This window comes from Streptomyces sp. NBC_01549, from assembly GCF_026339955.1.
Taxonomy (GTDB): domain Bacteria; phylum Actinomycetota; class Actinomycetes; order Streptomycetales; family Streptomycetaceae; genus Streptomyces.
Window position 1 is genome coordinate 1,155,747 of record NZ_JAPEPW010000002.1, and the last position, 22,717, is coordinate 1,178,463.

The window sequence follows — 22,717 nt, forward strand, 5'->3', positions numbered from 1 at the left end:
CACCACTGCCACCGCCTTCACCCGTCGGCGCCGCCGGTTCACCCCCGCCGCCAGGACCGGAAGGCCCGCAGGTGCTCCGGCGTGACCACGGTCTCCAGGCGCTCGTCGTCCTGGTCACCGCCACCGAGGGCGGCGAGCAGGCGGCGGGCCGGTACGTTGCGCGGGGTGCGCTCCGCGGTCAACCGGACCTTGGCGCAGCCCAGTTCCTCGGCGCGGTTGGCCAGCCACCGCAACAGGCGTTCCTCGACTCCCCGGCCGAGCGCCCGGCAGCTCATCAGCCAGGCCGGTACGTCGAGTTGGTCACCGTCCGCACGCAGTGCGAGCAGTCCGATCTGGCCGTAGTCACCGAACCGGTCCCGGGCCGCGGCCGTCCACACCTCGCCGCGCTCCCGCCACCGTGCGAGATCGGCGCCGTCGGCGGACCGGGCGCGCAGGGTGAACTGGTTGGTGCGGCGGACGAGTTGCTCGGCCCGCTCGACGTCGGCCTCGGACAGGGCCCGGATGTCGACCTCGAGTTCCAATCGCGCGAGGAACTCCTCGAATCCGGCCTGCGCGCGCACGGCGTCCCGGTCCCGCTCCTGTTCGTAGAACCGCGCCCGCAGCGCGTCCTCGGCCGTCGCCGCGGCCGGCACGAGCGGCCACAACCGGCCCAGGAAGTCCCGCAGTACGGACGACGGCGGGCAGGTCACCGACAGCACCTCCGGCAGCGCGGACCGCACTCCGGCGATCTCGACGGGGTTGTCGTCGAGGAACAGGAAGCTGTCCGGGCCGAGGCCGAGTTCCCGGGCCGCCTCGGCGAGCCGGCCGGACTTCGGGCCCCAGGTCGCGGAGAGCACGCTGAAGTGTTCCGCCTTGAGCAGGCTGTCCGGGCGGTCCAGGACGGCCCGTACCGTGTCCTCGTCGTTGTTGCTGACCAGCGCCAGCAGCACGCCCGCCGCACGCCACTGAAGGAGCCGGCGCGCGAGCAGGGCACGCGGGCCGGTCAGGTCCACTGCCTCCGGGCCGATCTCCCCGGCCACTCCACCCCACAGTGTCTCGTCGCCGTCCACCGCGATCACCTTGGGCACGGGACGCCGTACCGCACGTACGACATCGGCGAGGCACAGCGCCACCGCCGCCTGGAAGCGCGGGGTGAAGGGGAGGTGCGCGATCCGCTCGGTCCGCTCGTCGAAGCGTTCCTCGACGGCGTGGCACCGGGTCCAGTCGTCGGGGCGGAGCACCGCGATGCCGGGCACCTCGGCCACTTCGTCGGCGATCTCCCGCTCCCACCGCGCGAAGCGGTCCTGCGCGTGCGCGGACGGCGGGAAGCCGACGATCAGCGGTTTGCGGGTCCGTTCGGACAGGGCCCGCAGCGCGGCCGGGTACGCGGTGCGCAACTCGGCGAGCAGCGCGTCGTCCACCGGGCCGAACCGTTCCAGATCCGCCGCCCGCAGCAGCACCACGCCCACCGCCGCGGTGGGGTCGGCGAAGACGCCGGAGGGGTCGCGCAGGCCGGCCAGCACCTGGTGGTACGGAGCTTCCGCGACCGTCAGACCGCCGTCCCGCGCGCCCTCCTCGACCGCCGCCTCGCACAGCAGGGCCAGATCGCCGAGGGCGAAGGTGGCGGCGAGGGCGAGCGAACCGCGCGAAGAGGGGCGGGTGTCCTCGGTCGACGCCGGGGTCACCTCGACCGCCACCGTCGGATCCTCCGCCGCCTCCGCGAGCAGTCGCAGGAACTCCTCCCCCAGTTCGAGAGAGGTCGTCGCGTCGAGGATGTCGAGGTTGTGGTCGAGCCGGATCCGGCCCGCGTCGGGCGTCATGGTGACCATCAGGTCGAGGTCGGAGTAGCCCGTCCCGGCGGGCAGCACCTCCAGGTGGGCGAGGCGGCCCGCCGAGGAGCGTACGTAGTTGAAGTACACCTCCACGAGCGGCGCGTTCGCCCTGTGCAGGCCCTCTTTGGCGAGGGTCGCCAGCACGTCCGAGAACATGGTGCCCTTCGCCAGGACGCGGTGGAGGCGGCCGTCGGTGCGGCGCAGTATCTGCTCGATCCGTTCGCCCGCCCCGACTTCGGCCGGGAACGGCACCGGCACTCCGAAGAAGCCCACGGCGTCGTACGCGTCGACGTGGATGCGGGTGTCCACGGGCACGGCGAGGACGAAACGCTCCTTCTGCCGCATCCTGGCCAGCAGCACGGTCAGGGTGCCGAGGCAGAAGGCGGCGGGTGTGATCGCGAGCCCGCTCGCCGCGGCCGAGACCCGTTGCATGAGCCCGTCGGGGATCGTCACGCTCACGGTGCCGGCTCGGTACGAGTGCGTCGCCGGGCGGGGCCGGGCGAGCGTCAGATCGAGCCGGGCACTGCCCCGGAAGGCCTCGCGCCATGCGGCCGCGTCCTCGTCGGGGGTGTCGTCCGTCTGTTGCGCCTCGATCAGGAGGTCGATGTCCCGGTTGGTGACGGCGTCGCCGAGCGGGGTGCCGGACAGTTCGGCGTCGAGCTCCCCCGCCACGAGCAGCAGCGACTGCAGATCGCTCACCGCGTGGTGCGCGCCGAACGCCAGGACCTGGCCCCGGGCACCGGCATCGAGCAGCTCGAACCGCCACAGCGGAGGGTTCTCCAGGTCGAACCGCGGTTCCAGCAGCCGGCGCAGCCGGTCGGCCGCGTCGGGTTCGCCTTCGGCGGCCACGTCCGTCCACCGCAGCAACGGTCGTGCCGGCTCCCGGTCCACCCGCAACTGCCGCCCGGATCCGCCGCCGGCGCCGGACACGATCGCGGTACGCAGCGCGGCGTGCCGTCCGGCGAGGCGGGTGAGGATGTCGGTGAGCGCCTCGCGGGTGGTCGGTGTGGTGAGCCGGACGGCCAGGCCGACGGCGTGGGCCCCGTCCGGCATGCCCGGCTGGGCGCTGCGCAACAGCCGTACGACATCGCGGGTCACGGGTCGCGGTTCGCTCTCGGGCACCTCGACGGTGGCCTCCGGCCGCCGCTCGACAGCTTGCGCGACCGTGTCTCGTTCGGGCAGCACCTCGCCGAGGGCCCGTGCCAGGCCGCGGATGTCGGAGGCGGCGAACACGGTGGCGGCCGGGAGTTCGGCGCCCAGTTCGCGGGCGAAGGTGTTGCGCAGCCGGACGAGCATGAGGGAGTCCAGGCCGAGTTCCTTCAGGGCCGTGGTCGCGGAGAGGTCCGTCGTGCCTTCGGAGACCTGGCCGACCCTGGCCCGTACATACGCTTCGAGGCGCTCCGCGCGGTCCTGGTCCGTCGTCGCCGCGAACACCCGCGCGACGAGGTCGTCCGCGTCCTCGCCGCCGGTCGGGACGGTGATCAGGTCGCCGAGGATCGGGCGGGTGCGTGCCGCGTCCGGGTCGAGCGCGAGGGTCTCCCAGTCCAGGGCAATGGGGGCGAGTTGGCGGCGGGAGGTGGTCAGCACGCGTTCGAACAGTTCGCCGCCGTCCTGTGGGGAGAGCGCGATGAGCCCGGACCTGCTGGTCCCGGCGGCCCGTGTGCTGGACTCGGCGACCATGCCCACGCCGGCCCACGCGCCCCAGTCCAGGCTCAGCGCCCGGCGGTCGGCGTGGGCGAGGTGGTGCGCCCAGGCGTCGAGGAAGGCGTTCGCCGCCGCGTACGGGCTCTGCCCCGCGGAGCCGAGGAGACCGGCCGCCGACGCGAACAGGACGAGGGTCCCGGCCTCCGGGATCAGTTCGGTGAGCAGGGTGGTGCCCAGGACCTTGGGGGCGAGCACGCGCAGGACGCGCTCGTCGGTCAGGTTCGCCACCGTCGCGTCGTCGAGGACACCGGCCGCGTGGACGACTCCGGCGATCGGCCCCGCTGCCCGTCGTACGGCGTCCAGGGCGGCCGTCAGAGCCTCGCGGTCGGCGACGTCGGCGCGGGCGAGGCACACGGTGACGCCGAGTTCTTCGAGGCCCTTGATCCAGCTCGTGGTGTGCGCGTCGGGCTCGCCCCGGCTGATCAGGGCCAGTCGGCGGGCGCCGCGGCGGACCAGTCGTTCGGCGACGACCCGGCCGAGGCCGCCCAGACCGCCGGTGATCAGGTACATGCCGTCGGGGGTGACCTCGCCGTTGCCTCCGTCGTCGGGGCGGGTGCGAGCCAGGCGCGGCACCAGTCGGCCCGACTCCCCGAGCGCGACGAGCCGTTCGTCGTCCGCGTGCCGCAACTGTGTCCACAGGGCGTCGACACCGTCGGCGGGCGGCAGGTCGATCAGGGTGGTCGACAGCTCCGGGTACTCCTGCGCCACCGCGAGGCCGAAGCCCCAGGCGAGGGCCTGCTGAGGGTGCGTCACCCGCGCGCTGTCACCGGCGGCCTGGCTGCCCCGTGCGACGACGAACAGGCGGGGAGCCCTGCCCCGCGGCCGGTCCGCCAGCGCCCGTACCAGATGCAGCGTGCTCAGGCAGCACAGCCGCGCCGCCTCCTCGGCAGCGTCGGCATCCGTGATCGCCGGGGCGTCGAGCGCGGACAGCTGGACCACTCGCTCGGGCGGCCCGTCGGGGAAGGCCTCGTCCAGGAGGCGGGCCAGGTGCCGCGGATCGGCGGGGTCGAGTACGTAACGACCGGGTCCCTCCGTGGCGAACGACTCACCCCTGCGGGCGATCACGCTCGGCTCGGCCGAGCCGAGCCGCTCCCTCAGTTCGGCCGCGACGCCGGTGTCGTCCGCCAGGATCAGCCAGCTGCCGTCGGCGGGCGGCTGCTGCGCGGCCGGGCGCGGCTGCCAGCGGGTCTCGAAGAGCGCGCCGTCCAGTGGCGAGAGTGCGGCCAGCTCGAACTCCGATGCTTCCAGGACCAGTTGTTCGTCCTCGTCCCACAGCCGCAGGTCCACGCTCGCGGTGTCGCCGTCCACTGAACGCAGTCGGCAGGTCACCCACACGGGCGCCGTGCGCCGTCCGGTGAACCTCAGCCGCCCGACGGCCGCGGGCACGAACGCCCGGTCCTCGGGCGCGCCGCCCGGCAGAGCGGCCGCGTGGAAGGCCGCGTCGAGGACGGCGGGATGCAGCAGATGACCGGCGGCGGGCGTCCGCGTCAGGCGACCGAGGGCCGCCGCGTCCGCGCGGTGGCCCTCCTCCAGTCCCCGGAAGGCGGGGCCGTACTCGATACCCAGGGCGGCGAGCCCGGTGTAGACGGCCGGCAGATCGACCTGTTCGTCGCAGCGTTCGCGCACGGTGGCGAGCCGCTCGTCGTCATCGGCCGCGGGTTCGGTGGTGACCGCGACGCGTCCGCTGACGTGCCGCTCCCACGACGCGCCGGGTCCGCCGGCGGGCGTCGAGGCGATGGTGAAGTCCCGAAAACCGCCCTCGGCGGGCCGCAGGACCAGTTGCAGGCGTACGGGTCTGTTCGCGTCCAGGGACAGCGGCTGTACGAACCTGACGTCGGCCAGCCGTACTTCGCCCCCGTCCCCCAGTTCGGAAGCGGCCTCCAGGGCCATGTCGAGGAAGGCGGCGCCGGGCAGCCAGACCTCTCCGGTCACCCGGTGGTCGGTCAGATAGGCGAAGCGGCTGTCGTCGAGGTCGATGTCGGCCTGGAAGAGGTGCCGGTCGGACTCGTCGCTGGCCTCGAGATGAGTGTCGAGGAGCGGCGAACCGCCGGCCGAGGCGCCGGCCCGGGCGGGCGCGAGCCAGTGGCGTTCGCGGGCGAAGGCGTACGTCGGCAGGTCGACCCGGCGGCCCCGCGGGAACAGCGCCGGCCAGTCGGGCGTGTGCCCGGCCGTGTACAACTCCCCCAGCCCGCGCAGCAGTACGTCGCGTCCGTCGCGCTGCCGGCGCAGCGAGCCGACGGCGACCGCGTCGATCCCGGCCTCCGCCGCCACCGCCTCGATCGACGAGGTCAGGGAGGGGTGCGGGCTCAGCTCGACGAAGTAGCGGTAGCCGTCGTCCAGCATCCGTCGGATCGTGTCCGCGAACCGGACGGGCTCCCTGAGGTTGGCGTACCAGTGGTCCGCGTCGAGCCGGTCGCCGGAGACGGGTTCGGCGAGCACCGCCGAATACAGCGGGGTCGGCGCCCGAACGCCCCGGACTCCGGAGAAGCGGTCGAGCAGTTGCGCGCGAAGCGGGTCCATCAGGGGCGTGTGCGAGGCGAACGGTGTCGACAGCGGGCGTGCGGCGATCCCCTGCTCGTCGAGGCGCTGACGCAGCTCGGCCAGGGCGTCGCTCTCACCGGAGACGGCCGTGGAGCGCGCGCTGTTGACGGCCGCGACGAACAACCGACCGGGGAAGGGCGTCAGCAGCTCCTCGACGTGTGCGGGCGGCAGTTCCAAGGACAGCATGCCGCCCTCACCCACCAGCGGTACGACCGCCTGCCCGCGTCCGGTCACCACGGTCACGGCCTCGTCGAGGGTGAGGGCGCCCGCGCTGTACGCGGCGGCGATCTCGCCCAGGCTGTGCCCGACGACGGCGTCCGGGGCGATGCCGAGCGCGCGCCAGGCCGCGGCCAGCGACGCGTTGACCGCGAACAGCACCGGCTGCAGGAACTCGGTGCGGCCGAACGGGGCGAACTCCTCCGGCGCCCGCAGCACGTTGAGCACCGACCAGCCGACGCGTCGGCGAACGGCATCGTCGACGCGGACCAGTTCCTCGCGGAACGCCTCCGACCCGGCCATCAGCTCCAGGCCCATGCCGGGCCATTGACCGCCGTGCCCGGCGAAGACGAAGGCAACCTTGCCCGTCCGGTCCTCACGGGGCGCGGTGAGGGGCGCCCGCCCGCTCGCCAGCGCGCCGAGCCGGGCCAGCAGTCCGTCCCGGTCACCCGCGACGACCGCGGCACGCCGTTCGAAGTGGCTACGGTGCCGGGCCAGGGTGTGGGCGACATCGGGGAGAGCTATGTCCGCGGCGCTCTCCCCGGTCACGTAGTGCGCCAGTCGCGCGGCCTGCCCCCGCACGGCGGCCTCGCTGCGCCCCGACAGCACGAACAGCCTGTCCTCCGGGGCGACTTCCCCCGTCGGATCCGCCCGCTCGACCGGCGGGGCCTCCTCCACGATCACATGCGCGTTGGTTCCGCTGATCCCGAAGGCGCTCACTCCTGCCCGCCGTGTCCGCCCGGGTGACGACGGCCAGGCCGCCGTGTCCCGCACCAGCCGCAGCCCGCTGTGCTCCCAGTCGACGTGCCTGCTGGGGGTGTCGGCGTGCAGGGTGCGCGGCAGAGTCCGGTGGCGCAGTGACTGCACCACCTTGACGAGCCCGATCACACCCGAAGCGGCCTGCGTGTGACCGATGTTGGACTTGAGCGAGCCCAGGTACAGGGGGCGGCCCTGTGGGCGTGAGTCGCCGAAGACCTCCGCCAGGGCGTTCGCCTCGATCGGGTCGCCCAGGGTGGTGCCCGTGCCGTGCGCCTCCACGTAGTCGAGGTCGGCGGGTTCCAGCCCGGACAGCTCCAGCGCCCGCCGGATCACCTGCTCCTGCGCCGGACCGTTCGGCGCGGACAGCCCCTGACTGCGGCCGTCCTGGTTGACGGCCGTGCCACGCAGCACGGCCAGCACCTCGTCACCGTCGCGCCGGGCGTCGCTCAGTCGCTTCAGTACGACCATGCCGGCGCCCTCGGCCCAGATGGCGCCGTCGGCGTCGTCGGAGAAGGAGCGGCAGCGGCCGGTCGGGGACAGGCCCCGCAGCCGGCTGAACTCCACGAACGTCCCCGGGGTCACCATCACCGTCACACCGCCGGCGAGCGCGAGGTCGCACTCCCCGGACCGCAGCGCCTGCGCCGCCAGGTGCAGCGCGACCAGCGACGAGGAGCACGCCGTGTCCACTGTCAGCGCGGGACCATTGAGCCCGAGCGCGTAGGCGAGCCGCCCCGAGGCCACGCTCAGCGCCGAGCCCGTACCGACATACCCGTCCAACTGGTCGAGGCGGGAGCCCGCCAGATAGTCGCTGCCGAACATGCCGACGTACACACCGGTGGTGCTGCCCGCGAGTTCGGCGGGCACGATTCCGGCGCGTTCCAGCGCCTCCCACGCCGTCTCCATCAGCAGCCGTTGCTGCGGGTCCATCGCGGCCGCCTCCTTCGGGGTGATCCCGAAGAAGCCCGCGTCGAAGGACTCGAGGTCGTGGTCGTTCAGGAAGCCGCCCTCACGGGCGTACGACTTGCCGATGGCGTCCGGGTCGGGGTCGTACAGCGCCGCCACGTCCCAGCGTCCCGCCGGGAAGGGGCCCACCACGTCGCGCCCCTCCGCGACCAGGTTCCACAGGCCTTCCGGATCGCTCACTCCGCCCGGCAGCCGGCAGGCCATGGCGACGAGGGCCACCGGTTCGTCGGAGGCCGTCGTCGTGGCGCGTGTGGGCCGCGCGGCGGGCATGGTGCGGCCGCCCGCCGCGAGGGCGGTGGACAGCAGGTACGCGGTGAGCCGGGCCGCGGTGGGGTGGTCGAACAGCAGGGTGGCCGGGAGTCCGGCCCCGATCCGGGCGCCGATGCGGTTGCGGAGTTCGACCGCCGTCACCGAGTCCATGCCGAGTTCGCGCAGCGGCTGGTCGGGGCGGACGGACTCCGCGCAGCGCAGGCCGAGGGCGCGGGCGACCTCCTCGCGGACCAGGGCCAGGACGCGTTCGGCGCGTTCGGCCTCGGGCAGTCGGGCCAGGCGGTCGGCGAGAGCCTCGCCGTCGCCTCGGCCGGTGCGGGGCGCGGGCAGCAGCGAGCGCCACACCGCCGCCGTGGCGTCGCCCGTGGCGGCCGCGCTGTCGCGCAGGCGCGGCAGGTCCAGGGCCCAGGCGACCAGGTGCGGGGCGCCCCGGCGCAGGGCGAGTTCGACGAGTTCGCGGCCCTGTTCGGGGGTGAGGGCGCGGTGACCGAGGCGGGCCATGCGCTCCAGGTCGGCGTGTGCGGCGGCGAGACCCTCGCCCGCCCAGGCGCCGAAGGAGAGGGAGGTGCCAGGCAGGCCCAGGGCCCGCCGGTGGTGGGCGAGTTGGTCGAGGTAGACGTTGGCCGCCGCGTAGTTGGCCTGCCCCGCGTTGCCGACGACTCCGGCGGCGGAGGAGACCAGCAGGAAGAGGTCGAGTCGGGCGTCGGCGGTGAGCCGGTGCAGGTGGGCGGCGCCGTCGACCTTGGGGCGCAGTACCTGTGCGAGGCGTTCGGGTGTCAGCTCGGCGACCACCCCGTCGGCCAGGACGCCGGCGCAGTGCACGACACCGCGCAGCGGCGACTCCTCGCCGATACGGCCGAGCAGGTCGGCCACGGCCGTCGCGTCCGCGATGTCACAGGACGCGACCTCGACCTCGGCGCCGAGCGCGGTCAGTTCGGCGGTGACCTCGGCGGCGCGCGGGTCGTCGGATCCGCGACGAGACGTCAGCAGGAGGCGGGGAACGCCGTGTTCGGCGAGGAGCCGGGCGATGTGCCGCCCGACGGCACCGAGACCGCCGGTGATCAGCACCGTGCCGTCGATGGGTACGAGGGCGGGACGGCCGCCGGCCAGGTCGAGGACGACGGGGACGCCGGACGCGTGCCGCCGCCGTGTCGCCTCGTGCGCGGCGGTGACGGGCAGGACCTGGTGGTGGGGGCGGTCCGGTCCGGCGGCCGCGGTCGTGAACGGCTGGTCGTCCGCGAGCACTTCGACCCCGCCCGCGTCGGCGATCAGCTCGGAGCCGATGGGGGTGTCGGAGAGGACGGCGACTCGCAGGCCGGGGACAAGACCCTCGACGTCGGCGCCTGCTTCGGTGAGCACTCCGGCGCGCGGCGTCGCGTCGCCGGGGGCGCCGGGCAGGGCGGCCGCGTGCACCCGGATCCGCACCTGCCCGGAGGCCGGCACCTCCTGGGGCTCCACCACGCGCAGGGTCGGGTTCGCCGGAAGGCCGGTCAGCTCGTACCGGTCCCCCGCCGGTATCCGCAGCGCGTCCCGGTCACGGGCCCGTACGAGCCGTGGCGCGAGCAGAGCGCCCGTGCGGAAGGCGAGTTCGGGCTCCTCGGCGTATGCGGTGGCGGCCAGGAGCGCATCCGCCGGGTCGGAGTCGTCGAGGTCGAGCAGGGTCAGGCCGAGGTCCGGGTGTTCGGCGCGGGCGCTGCGGGCGAGCCCCCACAGCACCGACTGGGCGAGGCCGGGCACGGTGTCCTCGTCGACGGCCCCGACCGCTCCGCGCGTCACCCACACGGTCCGGGCGGGTGCCTCGTCCCGCGGAAGGGCGATCAGGGCGCGCAGTTCGGCCAGGGCCGTGGCCGCCAATTCTTGTGCCGCGGCGGCCGGTTCGGCGTCCGTCGCCGTGCGCGGCCAGAACCGTACGAGCACGTCGGCACCGCCCGTCCCGCTCACGTCCGCGTCGCCCGTCCCGCTCCGGACGTGGATCCCCGCCGCCGCGAGGCCGCGCAGGGCCCCGGCGACCTCCGGGTCCGAGGGGTCCCCGACGACGGCCCACTCGGTGCCCGGCGCCTCGGCGGGCTGTTCGGGTACGGCCGTCCAGACCACCTCGTACAGGTGCCGGGCGTTCTCCGAGGCGCCGTTCAGGTCCGCCGGGTCCGCGGCCCGCAGTCGTACGCCCTCCAGACGACCGGCCGGGAGGCCGTCGGCGTCCCACAGCGTGATGTCCAGGGTGAGGTCCGTGTCGGAGCCGCCCGTGCGTCGTACGGCCGCGGTGAGGTCCCTCGCGCCACCGGGCGGCAGGACGCAGCGGCCCACCGCGACCGGGAGCAGCACCCGGCCGTCGGACGTGTCGAACACGGCGGCCACGTGCAGTACGGCGTCCAGCAGGGCCGGGTGGAGGGGGTACGGGTCGGCCGCGTCGCGGGCCGTGGACGGCAGCGAGAGCCGGGCCAGCAGTTCACCGTCGCCGGTCGCGACCGCCGACCGTACGCCCTGGAAGGCCGGCCCGTAGCCGAGGCCCAGCTCGGCGAGCCGCTCGTACGTCCCCGGGGTCCAGGCCGGTTCGGCCGCCTCCGGCCACGCCGGGGGCCGATCCGCCGTGGGCGCGACAGGCGCGGACGCTGACGCGGTGGCGTGCAGGGTCCAGCCCGTGGCCTCTTGGGCGCGCGGGCGGCTGTGCACGGTGATCTCCGGTACGGGACCGGCGGTGACCACCTCGACGGACACCTCGACCGTTCCGGAGCCGGGGAGGGTGAGAGGGCTGAGGAGGAGCAGGTCGGTGAGGTCGGCCGGGTCGTCCGGGCGGGCCACGGCGAGGGCGGCGCGGCACAGTTCCATCAGGGTGGTGCCGGAGACGACGGTCCGGCCGAACACGGCGTGGTCGGGCAGCCAGTCGGCGGTGGCCCGGGACCACTCGCCCCGGAAGGTCCAGCGGGTCTCGTCCGGCGACTGGAGCTGGATGCCGAGCAGGGGGTGCGCGGCGCGTTCGAAGAGGCCGGGGGCGTCGGTGGTGGACTCGGGCTCGATCCAGTGGCGCCGCGGATCCCAGGCGTAGGTCGGCAGGTCGGCGGGGGCGGTGTCGGGGACCAGCCGACGCCAGTCGATCCGCCGCCCGTGGACGTGGAGTTCGGCGGCGGCCCGTGCCAGGCAGGCGGGCCCGTCCTCGTCCCGGCGCAGCGAGCCGACGGCGACCAGGTTCTCGTGGCCGGAGTCCTCGGCGACGGTGCGCAGGGCGGTGACGAGGGAGGGGTGGGGGCCGAGTTCGACGAACCAGCGGTAGCCGTCGGCCGCCATGCGCTCCACGGTGGCTGCGAAGCGGACGGGTTCGCGCAGATTGGTGTACCAGTAGTCGGCTTCCAGCTCCTCGGTGACCGGCTCGCCGGTGACGGTGGAGTACCAGGCGACGGAGGTCGGGCAGGTGGTGACGCCGTCGAGTTCGTCGAGGACCGTCGCGCGGACCGGCTCGACCCGGGGGCTGTGGGAGGCGTAGTCGACGTCGAGGCGGCGGGCGAAGACCTGTTCGCGGTCGAGGTCGGCGAGCAGGGCCTCCAGCGGCTCGACGTCCCCGGTGATCACCGTCGAGCGGCCGCTGTTCACGGCGGCGACCGAGACCCGTCCGTCGAGGTCGGTGAGGCGGTCCTCGACCTCGGTGTGCGGGAGGGCGACGACGGCCATGGTGCCGGTGCCCGACAGCCCGGTCAGGGCCTGACTGCGCAGGGCGACCACCGCGGCGGCGTCGCTCAGGCTGAGCGCGCCCGCGACGCAGGCCGCGGCGACCTCGCCCTGGCTGTGCCCGATCACGGCGTCCGGCCGTACGCCCCGGGCCCGCCACACCGCGGCCAGGGACACCATCACGGCGAACAGGACCGGCTGCACGACGTCCACGCGGTCCAGGGGCGGGGCGCCCGCGGTACCGCGCAGCACGGCGGCCACCGACCAGGTGGTGAAAGGGCGCAGGACGGCGTCGCAGCGGTCGAGTTCGTCCGCGAACACCGGGTCGCGGTCGAGCAGATCGCGGGCCATGCCGGTCCACTGGGAGCCCTGACCGGGGAAGACGAAGGCCAACTTGCCTGTGGGAATGACCTGTTGGGGTCCGACGACCGTATCGCTGCCGCTGTCGGTACCGATAGCGGTACCGCCGTCGGTGCCGCTGTCGGTTCGGCCCTCCGCGAGTGCGCGCAGGGCGGTCAGCAGGTCGTCGCGGTCGGCCGCCCGCACGACGGCCCGGTGCTCGAAGTGCGTGCGGTGGTGGGCCAGCGTCGCGGCCACACCGGGCAGCGGCGGCCGCGGCTGTTCGTCGAGCGCTTCGAGAAGGCGGGCGGCCTGGCCCCGGAGGGCGGGGAGGGTACGGGCGGACAGCGGGAAGAGGGCCGCGCCGGGGAACTCCGCCGGGGGCGTCCCGGTGGCCGGCCGTACCAGGTCCCGCGGCGCCTCCTCCAGCACCACGTGCGCGTTCGTACCGCTGATCCCGAACGCGCTCACCCCGGCCCGCCGCACCCGGTCGCCGCCCCGCGGCCATGCCCGGGCTCCGCTGTGCACCCGCAGGCCGCCGCCCGCCCAGTCGACGTGCTCGGTCGGGGTGCCGGCGTGCAGCGAGGCCGGGAGCAGTTCGTGGCCGAGGGCCAGAACCGTCTTGATGACGCCGCCGATGCCGGCCGCGGCCTGGGTGTGACCGATGTGGGACTTGAGGGAGCCGACGCCGAGCGGCCGGTCGGCCGGGCGCCCCGGCCCGAAGACGGCGGCGAGCGCCCGGCCCTCGATGGGGTCGCCGAGCCGGGTGCCCGTGCCGTGCGCCTCGACGTGGTCCAGGTCGTACGGGCGGAGTCCGGCCGCGTCGAGGGCGGCGCGCACCACCCGTTCCTGCGCCGGGCCGCTCGGGGCGCTCAGGCCCTGGCTGCGGCCGTCCTGGTTGATGGCCGACCCCTTGACGACGGCGAGGACCCGGTCGCCGTCACGGCGCGCGTCCGCGAGCCGCTTGAGCAGGACGAGACCACAGCCCTCGGCCCACACCACGCCGTCGGCGTCGGCGGAGAACGGGCTGCACCGCCCGGTCGGCGAGAGCCCGCGCAGCCGGCTGAACTCGACGTGTCCGCGCGGGGTGACAAGGAGCGTCGCGCCGCCCGCCAGCGCGAGGTCGCACTCGCCGCCGGCCAGCGCCCGCGCGGCCAGGTGCAGGGCGACGAGCGAGGAGGAGCAGGCGGTGTCGACGGTGACCGCCGGGCCCTGGAGGCCGAGGGTGTAGGCGATGCGTCCGGAGGCCACGCTGGACGCCGAGCCGGTGCCCACGTGCCCGTCGAGTCGGCCGAGTGCGGCCGAGGCCAGATAGCCGCTGTCGTACAGCCCGATGTAGACGCCCGTGGAGCTGCCGTTCAGCGTGTCCGGGACGATCCCGGCGCGCTCGATCGTCTCCCAGGCGGTCCTCAGCAGCAGCCGCTGCTGGGGGTCCATGGCCGCGGCCTCGCGCGGCGAGATCCCGAAGAACGGCGCGTCGAAGCGGTCGATGTCGGACAGGAAGCCGCCGCGCAGGGTGTACGCCTTGCCGGGGGCCTCCGGATCGGGGTCGTAGAGGTCCTGAGTGTCCCAACGGCCCGCGGGAACCTCGGTGATGGCGTCCTCGCCCGCGGCGAGCAGCCGCCACAGCGCCTCGGGGTCGTCGGCGCCGCCGGGGTAGCGGCAGCCCATGGAGATGACGGCGATGTCCTCGTCGCCGCGTATCGGCGCGGCCGCCGGCACCGGCGCCGCCGCGCCGACGGGCCCTTCGCCGAGGACCACCGCGGCGAGCGCCGCGATGGTGGGGTGGTCGAAGACGAGGGACGGCTCCACGGGGCGGCCGATCCGGCCGGAGAGCTCCGCGGCCAGGGTCACCAACTGGCGTGATCCCAGGCCGAATTCGGCGATCGGCCGCTCGGGATCGACAGCCGACGGGGCGAGCCCGGCCGCCTCGGCGACGGCCGACGCCAGCCAGGCCCGCACGTCCTCGGAGGTCGTGACGGACATCTCGGGGAACTGCTTCGGGGACTCGCTCGCATGCATCGGGGAAAGGTGTCCTCGTGAACTCGGATTCAGACGGATTCCGTACGACGGGTACGGCGACCGGTGGGCGGCGGAGGCACCGGCGCGCGACTGAGGAACCCCTGGTGTACGGCCGGTACGACCGGGGTGCCCGTCGGCGCGGGTGCCGCGCCGACGGCGGGGTGACCTCGTCTACCTCATCTCGCGGCGGGCGCGCCGACCACCGCGAGGGCGTCGGCGAGGTACGCCGCCCGGGAGGCGTGGCGCTGGATCTTCCCGCTGGACGTCTTCGGGATGGTGCCGGGGTGGACTAGCACGACGTCACGCACCGCGAGGTCGTGGGCCTCGCCGATCGCGCTGCGGATCACCTCGGTGATCCGCTCGGAGTCGGCCGCCGCGTCCGGGGCCGTCTCGGCGACGATGACGGGCTGTTCGCCCTCGGCACCGCCGTCCACGGAGAACGCGGCGGTGCAGCCCGGCCGGAGCGCGCCGTGGGACATCTCGGCGGACAGCTCCAGGTCCTGCGGGTAGTGGTTGCGTCCGTCGATGACCATCAGGTCCTTGAGGCGGCCGGTGACGAACAGTTCGCCCTCGCGCAGGAATCCGAGGTCTCCGGTTCGCAGGAAACGGTCCGTACGGTCTTTCAGCGTGGCCCGGAAGGTCTCGCGGGTGGCGAGGGTGTTGCGCCAGTAGCCCTTGGCGACGCTCGCGCCGCTCACCCAGATCTCGCCGACCTCTCCTTCGGGCAGCTCCTCCCGCCGCTCGGCGTCGGCGATCACCACGGTCGTACCGGGGATCGGCCGCCCGGAGCCGACGGCGGCCGCGCCCGCGTGCGGACTTGACCCGGGGGCCGCGGCGAGGGTGGGCGGGGTGTCGGCCGAGCCGCCGGTGACGATGAGCGTGGCTTCGGCGAGGCCGTAGCACGGATACAGGGCTTCATGCCGGAAGCCGGCCGGGCCGAAGGTCTCGGTGAAGCGCCGCAGGGTGGCGGCCCGTACCGGTTCGGCGCCGTTGAAGGCGACCTTCCACCGGGCGAGGTCGAGTCCGTCGAGGAGTTCGGGGGTGGCGTGCTTGAGGCACAGCTCGTAGGCGAAGTTGGGGCCGCCGCTGGTGTGCGGGCGGTAGCGGCTGAGGGCGGTCAGCCAGCGCGCGGGCCGCTGGAGGAAGTGCAGGGGTGAGAAGAGCGTGGCGGTGGCGCCGAGGTGGACGGTGTTCAGGACCGGGCCGATGAGGCCCATGTCGTGGTACACGGGCAGCCAGCTGACGAACAGTTCGTGGTCGTACTCCGCGAGCGTGTCCGGGGTGTGGCCCATCCGCTCGGTGATCGCCCGCTGGTTGTCCAGCAGGTTCCCGTGCGTCACCATCACGCCGCGCGGGGCGGAGGTGGAGCCGGAGGTGTACTGGAGGAAGGCGACCGAGTCGTCGGTGAGGTCGGGTTCACGCCAGGAGTCGGCCGCCTCGTCGGGTATGTCCTCGGTGGCGACGCAGGCGATCGCGTCCAGTTCGGGCAGGTGCTCCCCCTGGGCGGCCAGGGTGGCGAGCACCTCACGGCCGCCCAGGATCACCTTGGCGTCCGCGTCGGCGATCAGGCGCTTCATGCGGGTCAGAGCACGGTGGTTCTGCGACCGCCCCTGCGGGGGAACGCCCGGCACGGCGACGACCCCGGCCGAAAGACAGCCCAGGTAGCCGGAGATGAACTCCAGGCCGGGCGGGTACAGCAGCAGTGCGCGGGATCCGGCCAGACCGCGTTCCTGCAGCCAGGCGGCGACGGCTCGGGACCGACGGGCCAGACGCCCGTACGAGATGTCCTGGATCTCTCCGTCGCAGTCGCCCGTGACGAGGTAGCGGTATGCCGTCCGCTCCGGCTGTTGCGAGGCATGCGTGGTCAGTAAGTCGACCAGGGAACGAGCCATATGAGGAGTCTCACCTGTTCGAATGAGTGAGCGAGAAAACTGGAGTTCAAAGGCCGCGGGGTGCGTATGCGCAGGCGCCGTGGCCGCCCGGCCCCCTTGCCGGACAGTCCGTCTCGACCAACCCGCCCGAGGAGCAGCGGCGATGCATACGCCGGCCCCTCGTGACCCTCGTTCGGCTTGCTACCAACGAGTAACACGATAGCAAGTCTTGTCGGCCAGATGGATGTAACCGCGGGTATTCAATAAGTAACTGGCCAATCGGCCGTCCTGCACGCCTTCATGACGGGCCGGGAGTCGCGGGGTGTTCGAGGTGCGCGACGAAGGCGGCGAGGTCGGCGACCACGCGGTCGGGCTGCTCCCAGTGGATGTCGTGCCCGGCGCCCTCGTAGGCGATCAGGCGTGAACCGTGGATGGCGTCCAGGATGGTCTGCTGGTCGTCGCCGGGCAGCAGGTCGTCCTGGTCACCCCAGATGACGAGGGTGGGCACCAGGATGCCCGCGAGGGTCGCGCGCAGATCGGTGTCGAGCAGTCCGCGCAGGGTCTCCTGCCAGACGTACGCGGGGACCTTGAGGTTTTCTTCGATCATCGTCTCGACGAGGCCCCTGGCGACGGGCCGGTCCACCGCGCCGGAGACGAACTCCTCTACGAACTCCCGGGGTACGGGGTCGGAGAGCCCCTCGACGGCCTCCCGCATCCCGGTCACCGCCGGCTTGTCCTCGAGCGTGCCGGGTACGCCGATCAGCACCAGCCCCGAGATCCGGTCGGGGTGGCTGCCCGCGACCATCCGGGCGGCCACGCCGCCGCTCGAGGACGCGACGAGCACGGCGCGGTCGATGGCGACGGCGTCCAGGAAGGCGACGAGGTCGGCGGCGTAGTCCTCGGGCGTGTAGCCCTCGGGAGGGCGGTCGGCGTCGCCATGGCCGCGCTGGGTGGGCGCGTAACCGCGCAGGGCGGCCGGAAGGCGCCTGAGGAGGGGCTCGAAGGCCCACCAGGAGTCACCGAGCCCGTGCACGAAGACGACCGGTGTGCCACTGGGGTAGCCGGCCTCGGCGTAGGGCAGCGTGAGTCCTTCCCGCACCTCGGCGGACTTCAGGGAGATCACGGTCACGACACCCTGCCTCCTTCACTCCGCCGCCCGGTCGGGGAACCAGGAGCGGAGAGCGAGCGGCGATCACTTCCGACAGTACCGACGAGCGGCGGGGCCCGCGCCTCAGGACGCCCGGACGAAGCGGGTGAGGGCGGCGACGTACCGCCGCGGATGGGTGACGTGGGGAATGTGTCCCGCCCCTTCGACGGTCTGCCGTCGCGCCCGTGGCAGGGCCGCGGCCAGCCGGTCGAGGATCGTCGCCAACCACACCGGGCTCTGGGTGCCTCCGCTGAGCAGTACCGGTGCGGCGCACCGGGCGAGGGCGTCGGTATCGATCTGCGCCCAGTCGGGGTCGGACTGTTCGTCCAGCCAGGTGGGCGCGTTGTGCACGAACGTCTCGCGCACGGCGGCGGGCAGCCGGTCCCAGGTGCCGGGTCCCATGGCGACCTCCTCCACGAACTGCCGTGCGCCCTGCCGGTGCTCGCCCTTGCGGAGATGGGCGAGCACGGCGTCCATCGAGGCTTGCGTCGGGCGCAGTTGTCCCAGCTCGTCCGGGTCGTCGACCACGATCGCGACGAGCGGGGGCTCGTGGACCATGATGCTGCGGAACAACTCCGGCCGGCGCGCCGCAAGCCCCATTGCGATCGACCCGCCGAAGGAACTGCCCGCCACGTGCGCGGGCGCGGGTCCGAGCCGCTCGATCAGGGCCTCGAGGCCGTCCTCGTCCTGTCGGCGGGTGCCCGGGCCCGGCCCCGCTTCGCTCTTCCCGTGACCACGGCGGTCATAGGTGACCACCCGGAACGACGCACGGAGGTCGGCCTCGATCGCGGGCTGCCACGAGGTGTGGTCGCTCCACGAACCGTGGACGAGGACGAGCGGGTCGCCCTCTCCGACGACCTGGTGGTAGAGGTCCAGGTCGCCTGTACGCAGCAGGGGCATGCGTGACTCCTGTGGGTGGAGGCGGGGCGGGAGCGGCCCGCCGTGAGCATGCCTTCAGTGTGCTCCGCAGGCACCGGTCGCGATGTCAGGACACGGTGCGGTAGCGGTGTTCGGGGCGGCCGGTCGCGCCGTAGCGGAGCTCCAGTCGGACCATGCCCTCCCGGACGAGGTAGGACAGGTAGCGCTGGGCCGTGGCGCGGGAGACGCCGGTGAGTTCCGCCGCCTCGGCCGCCGACACGTCCCGGCGGGCGGTGCGGACCGCCTCGTGGAGCAGGGCGAGGGTCGGCGCGGAGTGGCCCTTGGCCGGTACGGCGGGCAGGGCGGTGGGGCGGACGACGCTGAACAGGGCGTCCACGTCGGCCTGGTCGGTCTCCGCCTCCGGGCCCAGGACGTCCACCCGGTGCTGGAGCGCGCGGTAGGCGGCGAGCCGCTCGGCCAGGGCGTCGGCGCCGAAGGGCTTGACGAGGTATCCGACGGCTCCGAGCTTCATCGCGGTCCGTACGGAGGTGATGTCCCGGTCGGCCGTGATCACGATGGCGTCGGGGCGGGCGCCACCCGCGTCGCCGGTCAGCTGTCGCAGCACGTCGAGGCCGCTGCCGTCGGGCAGGAAGATGTCGAGGAGCAGCAGTTCCGGGTGGAGCGTGTGGACGGCGTCCAGCGCCTCGGCCACGTTCGCCACCTGGCCGACGACCTCGAAGCCCTCGACGCGGGCCACGTATGTGCAGTGGAGTCCGTTCACCCGGAAGTCGTCGTCCACCACCAGGGTCCGTATCACCAGCGCTTCCCTCCATCGGCCGCGGCCAGGGCGCCCGCCGGTACCAGCGGGGCCGTCGTGAACAGTGCGCCCTGCGGCGCGGGCGCGACGTCCGGCAGGGGCAGCGTTACGGTGAAGACCGCCCCGGGCCCCTCGCTGACCGTGATGATGCCGCCGTGCCGCTGGACCAGCCGGTGGACCAGGGCCAGTCCGAGGCCGCGCCGGGCGGTGCCACGGTCCGGCCGGGTCGACCAGCCGTCCTCGAAGATGGACTCGGCCGCACCCGGCGGGATGCCGGGTCCGGTGTCGGCCACCCGCACCAGTACCTCCGTGGTGGCCTCGACGACCGTGAGCCGTACCTCCCGGCCGCCCGCCGGGGCCGGTCCGCCGACCGCGGCGTCGAGGGCGTTCTCCAGCAGGTTGCCGACGATGGTCAGCAGCCGGTGCAGATGCGGCGGCTGCTCGCCGAGCGCGGAGTCCTCGCCCAGCACGATCCGTACGCCCCGCTCTGCGGCGACCGTCGTCTTGGCCACGACCAGACCCACCATCAGGGCGTTGCCGATGTGCTCGCGCACCGACTCGGTCAGCTCCTGATCGGCTCCGGCCAACTCGACGGCGTACTCGTAAGCGGACTCGTACTCGCCCACGTCCAGCAGCCCGGCCAGGGTGTGCATCCGGTTGGTGAACTCGTGCTGCTGGGCCCGCAGCGCGTCCGTCAGCCCGCGCACCGAGTCCAGCTCCCTGAGCAGTCCGACCAGCTCGGTGCGATCCCGCACGGTGACCACCGCTCCCAGCGCGCGGCCGTGCAGCGTCACCGGCATCCGGTTGACGGCCAGGCAGTGGTCGTCGGTGAGGACCGTGATGTCGGTCCCGGTGAGGCTGCCGCCCAGTGCCCGGCGCAGCCGCCCCTCGGGCAGGAGTTCGTCCAGCCGGCTGCCCAGTGCCGTGCCCAGACCGAGCAGGTGGCGGGCCTCGTCGTTGATGACGGTGACCCTGCCCTCCGGGTCGAAGGCGACCACGCCCTCCCGGATGCCGTGCAGCATCGCCTCCCGGTCCTGCAGCAGCCCGGCGATCTCCTCCAGCTCCAGCCCGAACGTCGTCCGCTTCAGGCGTCTGGCCAGCAGGAACGCGGCCACCGAGCCGAGCGCGGTGGCGATCGTGGCATACAGACCGAAGGTGGGCAGCTCCCGCCACAGCTCGCCGAGTACGTCGCGTTCCGGGATACCGACCGACACCTCGCCGACCAGCGTGCCCGTGGGCCCCTTCAGCGGAGCCTTGCCATTGGCGGACCACCCGGTCGCGCCGTGGTCGGAGCCGACGTGGGGAAGGCCGTCGAGCACCGCGATCGGATCGCCCACCGGCTCGCCGATCAGTGCCGGGGTGGGGTGCGAGTGGCGGATGCCGTGCAGGTCGATCACGACCACGTACGACGCCCCCGACGCGTTCCGGATCCGTTCGGCCACGGTCTGCACGATGTCGCCGCCACCGCCGTACTCCATGGCCTGCTGGATCTGCGGCTCGGCGGCCGTGGTCTGCGCGATGGCCAGCGCCCGCTGCTCGTAGGAGCGGTCGATCTCGGCCCGCTGAGCGAACGCGAACAGTACGAAACCGATGGCTCCGGAGAGGGCCAGGATGGCCAACTGGTTGGCCAGAATCCGCGCGGAGAGCCTCCCCTTCCCGGCGCGGCCGATCCGGATTCGGATGGGCATCACAGGTGCCTTCGCCCTTGTCTTGCTGCCGGGCCCGGCCCCTTCGCCGTAACCCGTGGTGGCGTGATTGTGCCCCACCAGGGACACCATGCCCACCCCTGGCCCACTGAGCAGAACGTGCAGAACTCCGGTTAACACAACTAACGCGAGATACGTCTGAAACAGCGACGTAATACGGGGCGGCCTCTAGCGTCTGCCTTCCTCGACCCCGAGGTTAGGGAAGGAGACGGCCTCAGATGGCTTCGCGAAACGATGCCGCGTTGAGCACGGTCGCCGACAAAAGCGGCCAGGACAGCGCGCGAGTCGAGATTTCAGGGCTCACCAAACGATTTCTGACTCCCGCGGGTGAGGTGTTCACGGCGCTGCAGGACGTTTCGTTCACCGTGGAGCCTGGCCAGTTCTGCGCGGTGGTGGGCCCGACGGGCTGCGGCAAGTCGACGACCCTGAGCATGGTCTCCGGGCTCGACCGGCCCAGCGAGGGCTCGGTCAAGGTCGGCGGCCGTGAGGTGGACGGCGTCACCGACGGCGTCAGCTTCATGTTCCAGACCGACGCGCTGCTGCCCTGGAAGACGGTCCTCGGGAATGTGCTGATGGGCCCGGTCTTCCGCGGCGTCCCCAAGCAGAAGGCCCAGGTCTCGGCGCGCGACTGGCTGCGCCGGGTGGGCCTGTCCGGGTTCGAGGACCGCTACCCGCACCAGCTCTCCGGCGGTATGCGCAAGCGCGTGGCGATGGCCGCGGCGCTGATCAACGAACCGAAGATCCTGATCATGGACGAGCCGTTCGGCGCCCTGGACGTGCAGACCAAGGCGATCATGTCGACCGAGCTGCTGGGCCTGTGGGAGCAGATCCGTCCGTCGGTCATCTTCATCACCCACGACCTCGACGAGGCCGTGGCGCTCGCCGACCGGGTCGTCGTCATGACGTCCAGCCCCGGATCGGTCAAGGCGGTCTTCGACATCGACCTGCCCCGCCCCCGCGGCGCGGTCCAGGAGATCCGCTTCCAGCCCCGCTTCATCGAACTCCAGCACCAGATCTGGGAAACGCTGCGCGAGGAGGTGGAGCGCGCCTACGCACGCACCGCAGGAGGTACGGCATGAGCACGACGTCCGCAGTTTCCGCCCCGCTGGTCAAGGACGGCGCACCGTCCTCGGCCGCGGCCACCGCGAAGCGGGCCGCCCGGCGGCGCACCGCGCTGGTGTGGGCGGGCCGTATCGGCCTCGCGGCCTTCGTCATCGGCGGCTGGCAGGCGTTCACCACCTGGGGGATCGTCGACCCGTTCTTCTTCGGGCAGCCGTCGGGCATCGCCAAGCGGCTGGTCGACCTCTTCCGGCACGGCACCGAGTTCGGATCCTTCTACTCGAACATCTGGACAACGATCCAGGAGGCGCTCGCCGGCTTCGCCCTCGGGGCTGTGGCCGGCGTGATCTTCGGCGTCGCACTCGGCCAGAGCCGGTTCCTCGCCGATGTGCTCGGCCCCTACATCAAGGTGGTCAACGCGATCCCGCGTATCGTCCTCGGCTCGATCTTCATCGTCGCGTTCGGCATCGGTGTGCTGCCGAAGATCCTGCTCGCCGCGGTGCTGGTGTTCTTCATCGTCTTCTTCAACGCCTTCCAGGGCGTCCGTGAGGTCGACCGCAACATCCTCGCCAACGCCAAGGTGCTCGGCGCCTCGCAGGCGCAGATCATCCGGCACGTCACCGTGCCCTCCGCTCTCACCTGGATCATCGCCAGCCTGCACAGCGCCTTCGGCTTCGCCATCGTCGGCGCGCTGGTCGGCGAGGTGCTCGGCGCGCAGAGCGGGCTCGGCCTGGTCATCAAGACCGCGCAGAACCAGTTCGACCCCAACGGCGTGTTCGCGACGATGCTCGTCATCTCGGTCATCGTGCTCGGCGCCGAGTGGCTGATCAGCAAGCTGGAGCACCGGCTGCTGTCGTGGCGCCCGCCGGCGCCGACCGAGGCGAACTCCCTCTGACTCCCCGGCACTTCCCCCCTCCTTCATCTCAGAACCCTCAGCTTCATCTCAGAACCCTCAGCTTCATCTCAGAACCCTC

General features: G+C 73.2%; 8 protein-coding genes. 2 read left to right on the top strand and 6 right to left on the bottom strand.

Annotated features, from left to right (window positions below; translation table 11 throughout):
- Nucleotides 1–38 precede the first annotated feature (38 nt).
- From OG819_RS40080 to OG819_RS40105, 6 genes are all read right to left on the bottom strand, one after another.
- Nucleotides 39–14,285 (bottom strand): type I polyketide synthase, encoded by a 14,247-nt coding sequence (locus tag OG819_RS40080; protein ID WP_266654027.1) that lies wholly within the window; start codon nucleotides 14,283–14,285, stop codon nucleotides 39–41.
- Between the two features lie 176 nt (nucleotides 14,286–14,461).
- On the bottom strand, nucleotides 14,462–16,177 hold the full coding sequence (locus OG819_RS40085; RefSeq protein ID WP_266654029.1) for a fatty acyl-AMP ligase: 1,716 nt from the start codon (nucleotides 16,175–16,177) through the stop codon (nucleotides 14,462–14,464).
- Between the two features lie 277 nt (nucleotides 16,178–16,454).
- Nucleotides 16,455–17,285 carry an alpha/beta fold hydrolase gene (locus tag OG819_RS40090; RefSeq protein WP_266654031.1) on the bottom strand — a complete coding sequence of 277 codons (831 nt, stop codon included), beginning with the start codon at nucleotides 17,283–17,285 and terminating at the stop codon, nucleotides 16,455–16,457.
- A 102-nt stretch (nucleotides 17,286–17,387) separates the two neighbouring features.
- Nucleotides 17,388–18,203, bottom strand: a complete 816-nt coding sequence (locus tag OG819_RS40095; protein WP_266654033.1) for an alpha/beta fold hydrolase — start codon at nucleotides 18,201–18,203, stop codon at nucleotides 17,388–17,390.
- A gap of 85 nt (nucleotides 18,204–18,288) precedes the next feature.
- The gene (locus tag OG819_RS40100) at nucleotides 18,289–18,978 is read right to left on the bottom strand and encodes a response regulator (RefSeq protein WP_266632505.1); all 690 of its coding nucleotides are present in this window, start codon (nucleotides 18,976–18,978) and stop codon (nucleotides 18,289–18,291) included.
- Nucleotides 18,975–20,666: a sensor histidine kinase gene (locus OG819_RS40105; protein ID WP_266654035.1), complete on the bottom strand. Its 1,692-nt coding sequence runs from the start codon at nucleotides 20,664–20,666 to the stop codon at nucleotides 18,975–18,977. The genes OG819_RS40100 and OG819_RS40105 overlap by 4 nt, the downstream gene beginning before the upstream one ends.
- A gap of 236 nt (nucleotides 20,667–20,902) precedes the next feature.
- On the opposite strand from OG819_RS40105, the gene OG819_RS40110 reads away from it, so the two are divergent.
- Nucleotides 20,903–21,763 carry an ABC transporter ATP-binding protein gene (locus OG819_RS40110; protein WP_075025582.1) on the top strand — a complete coding sequence of 287 codons (861 nt, stop codon included), beginning with the start codon at nucleotides 20,903–20,905 and terminating at the stop codon, nucleotides 21,761–21,763.
- On the top strand, nucleotides 21,760–22,638 hold the full coding sequence (locus OG819_RS40115; RefSeq protein ID WP_266654037.1) for an ABC transporter permease: 879 nt from the start codon (nucleotides 21,760–21,762) through the stop codon (nucleotides 22,636–22,638). The genes OG819_RS40110 and OG819_RS40115 overlap by 4 nt, the downstream gene beginning before the upstream one ends.
- The last annotated feature ends 79 nt before the right edge of the window (nucleotides 22,639–22,717 follow it).

Coding starts and splice junctions, on each gene's coding strand:
- OG819_RS40095 (WP_266654033.1), bottom strand. CDS start 18,203: ATGCCCCTGCTGCGTACAGGCGACCTGGACCTCTACCACCAGGTCGTC.
- OG819_RS40110 (WP_075025582.1), top strand. CDS start 20,903: ATGGCTTCGCGAAACGATGCCGCGTTGAGCACGGTCGCCGACAAAAGC.
- OG819_RS40105 (WP_266654035.1), bottom strand. CDS start 20,666: ATGCCCATCCGAATCCGGATCGGCCGCGCCGGGAAGGGGAGGCTCTCC.
- OG819_RS40115 (WP_266654037.1), top strand. CDS start 21,760: ATGAGCACGACGTCCGCAGTTTCCGCCCCGCTGGTCAAGGACGGCGCA.
- OG819_RS40080 (WP_266654027.1), bottom strand. CDS start 14,285: ATGCATGCGAGCGAGTCCCCGAAGCAGTTCCCCGAGATGTCCGTCACG.
- OG819_RS40085 (WP_266654029.1), bottom strand. CDS start 16,177: ATGGCTCGTTCCCTGGTCGACTTACTGACCACGCATGCCTCGCAACAG.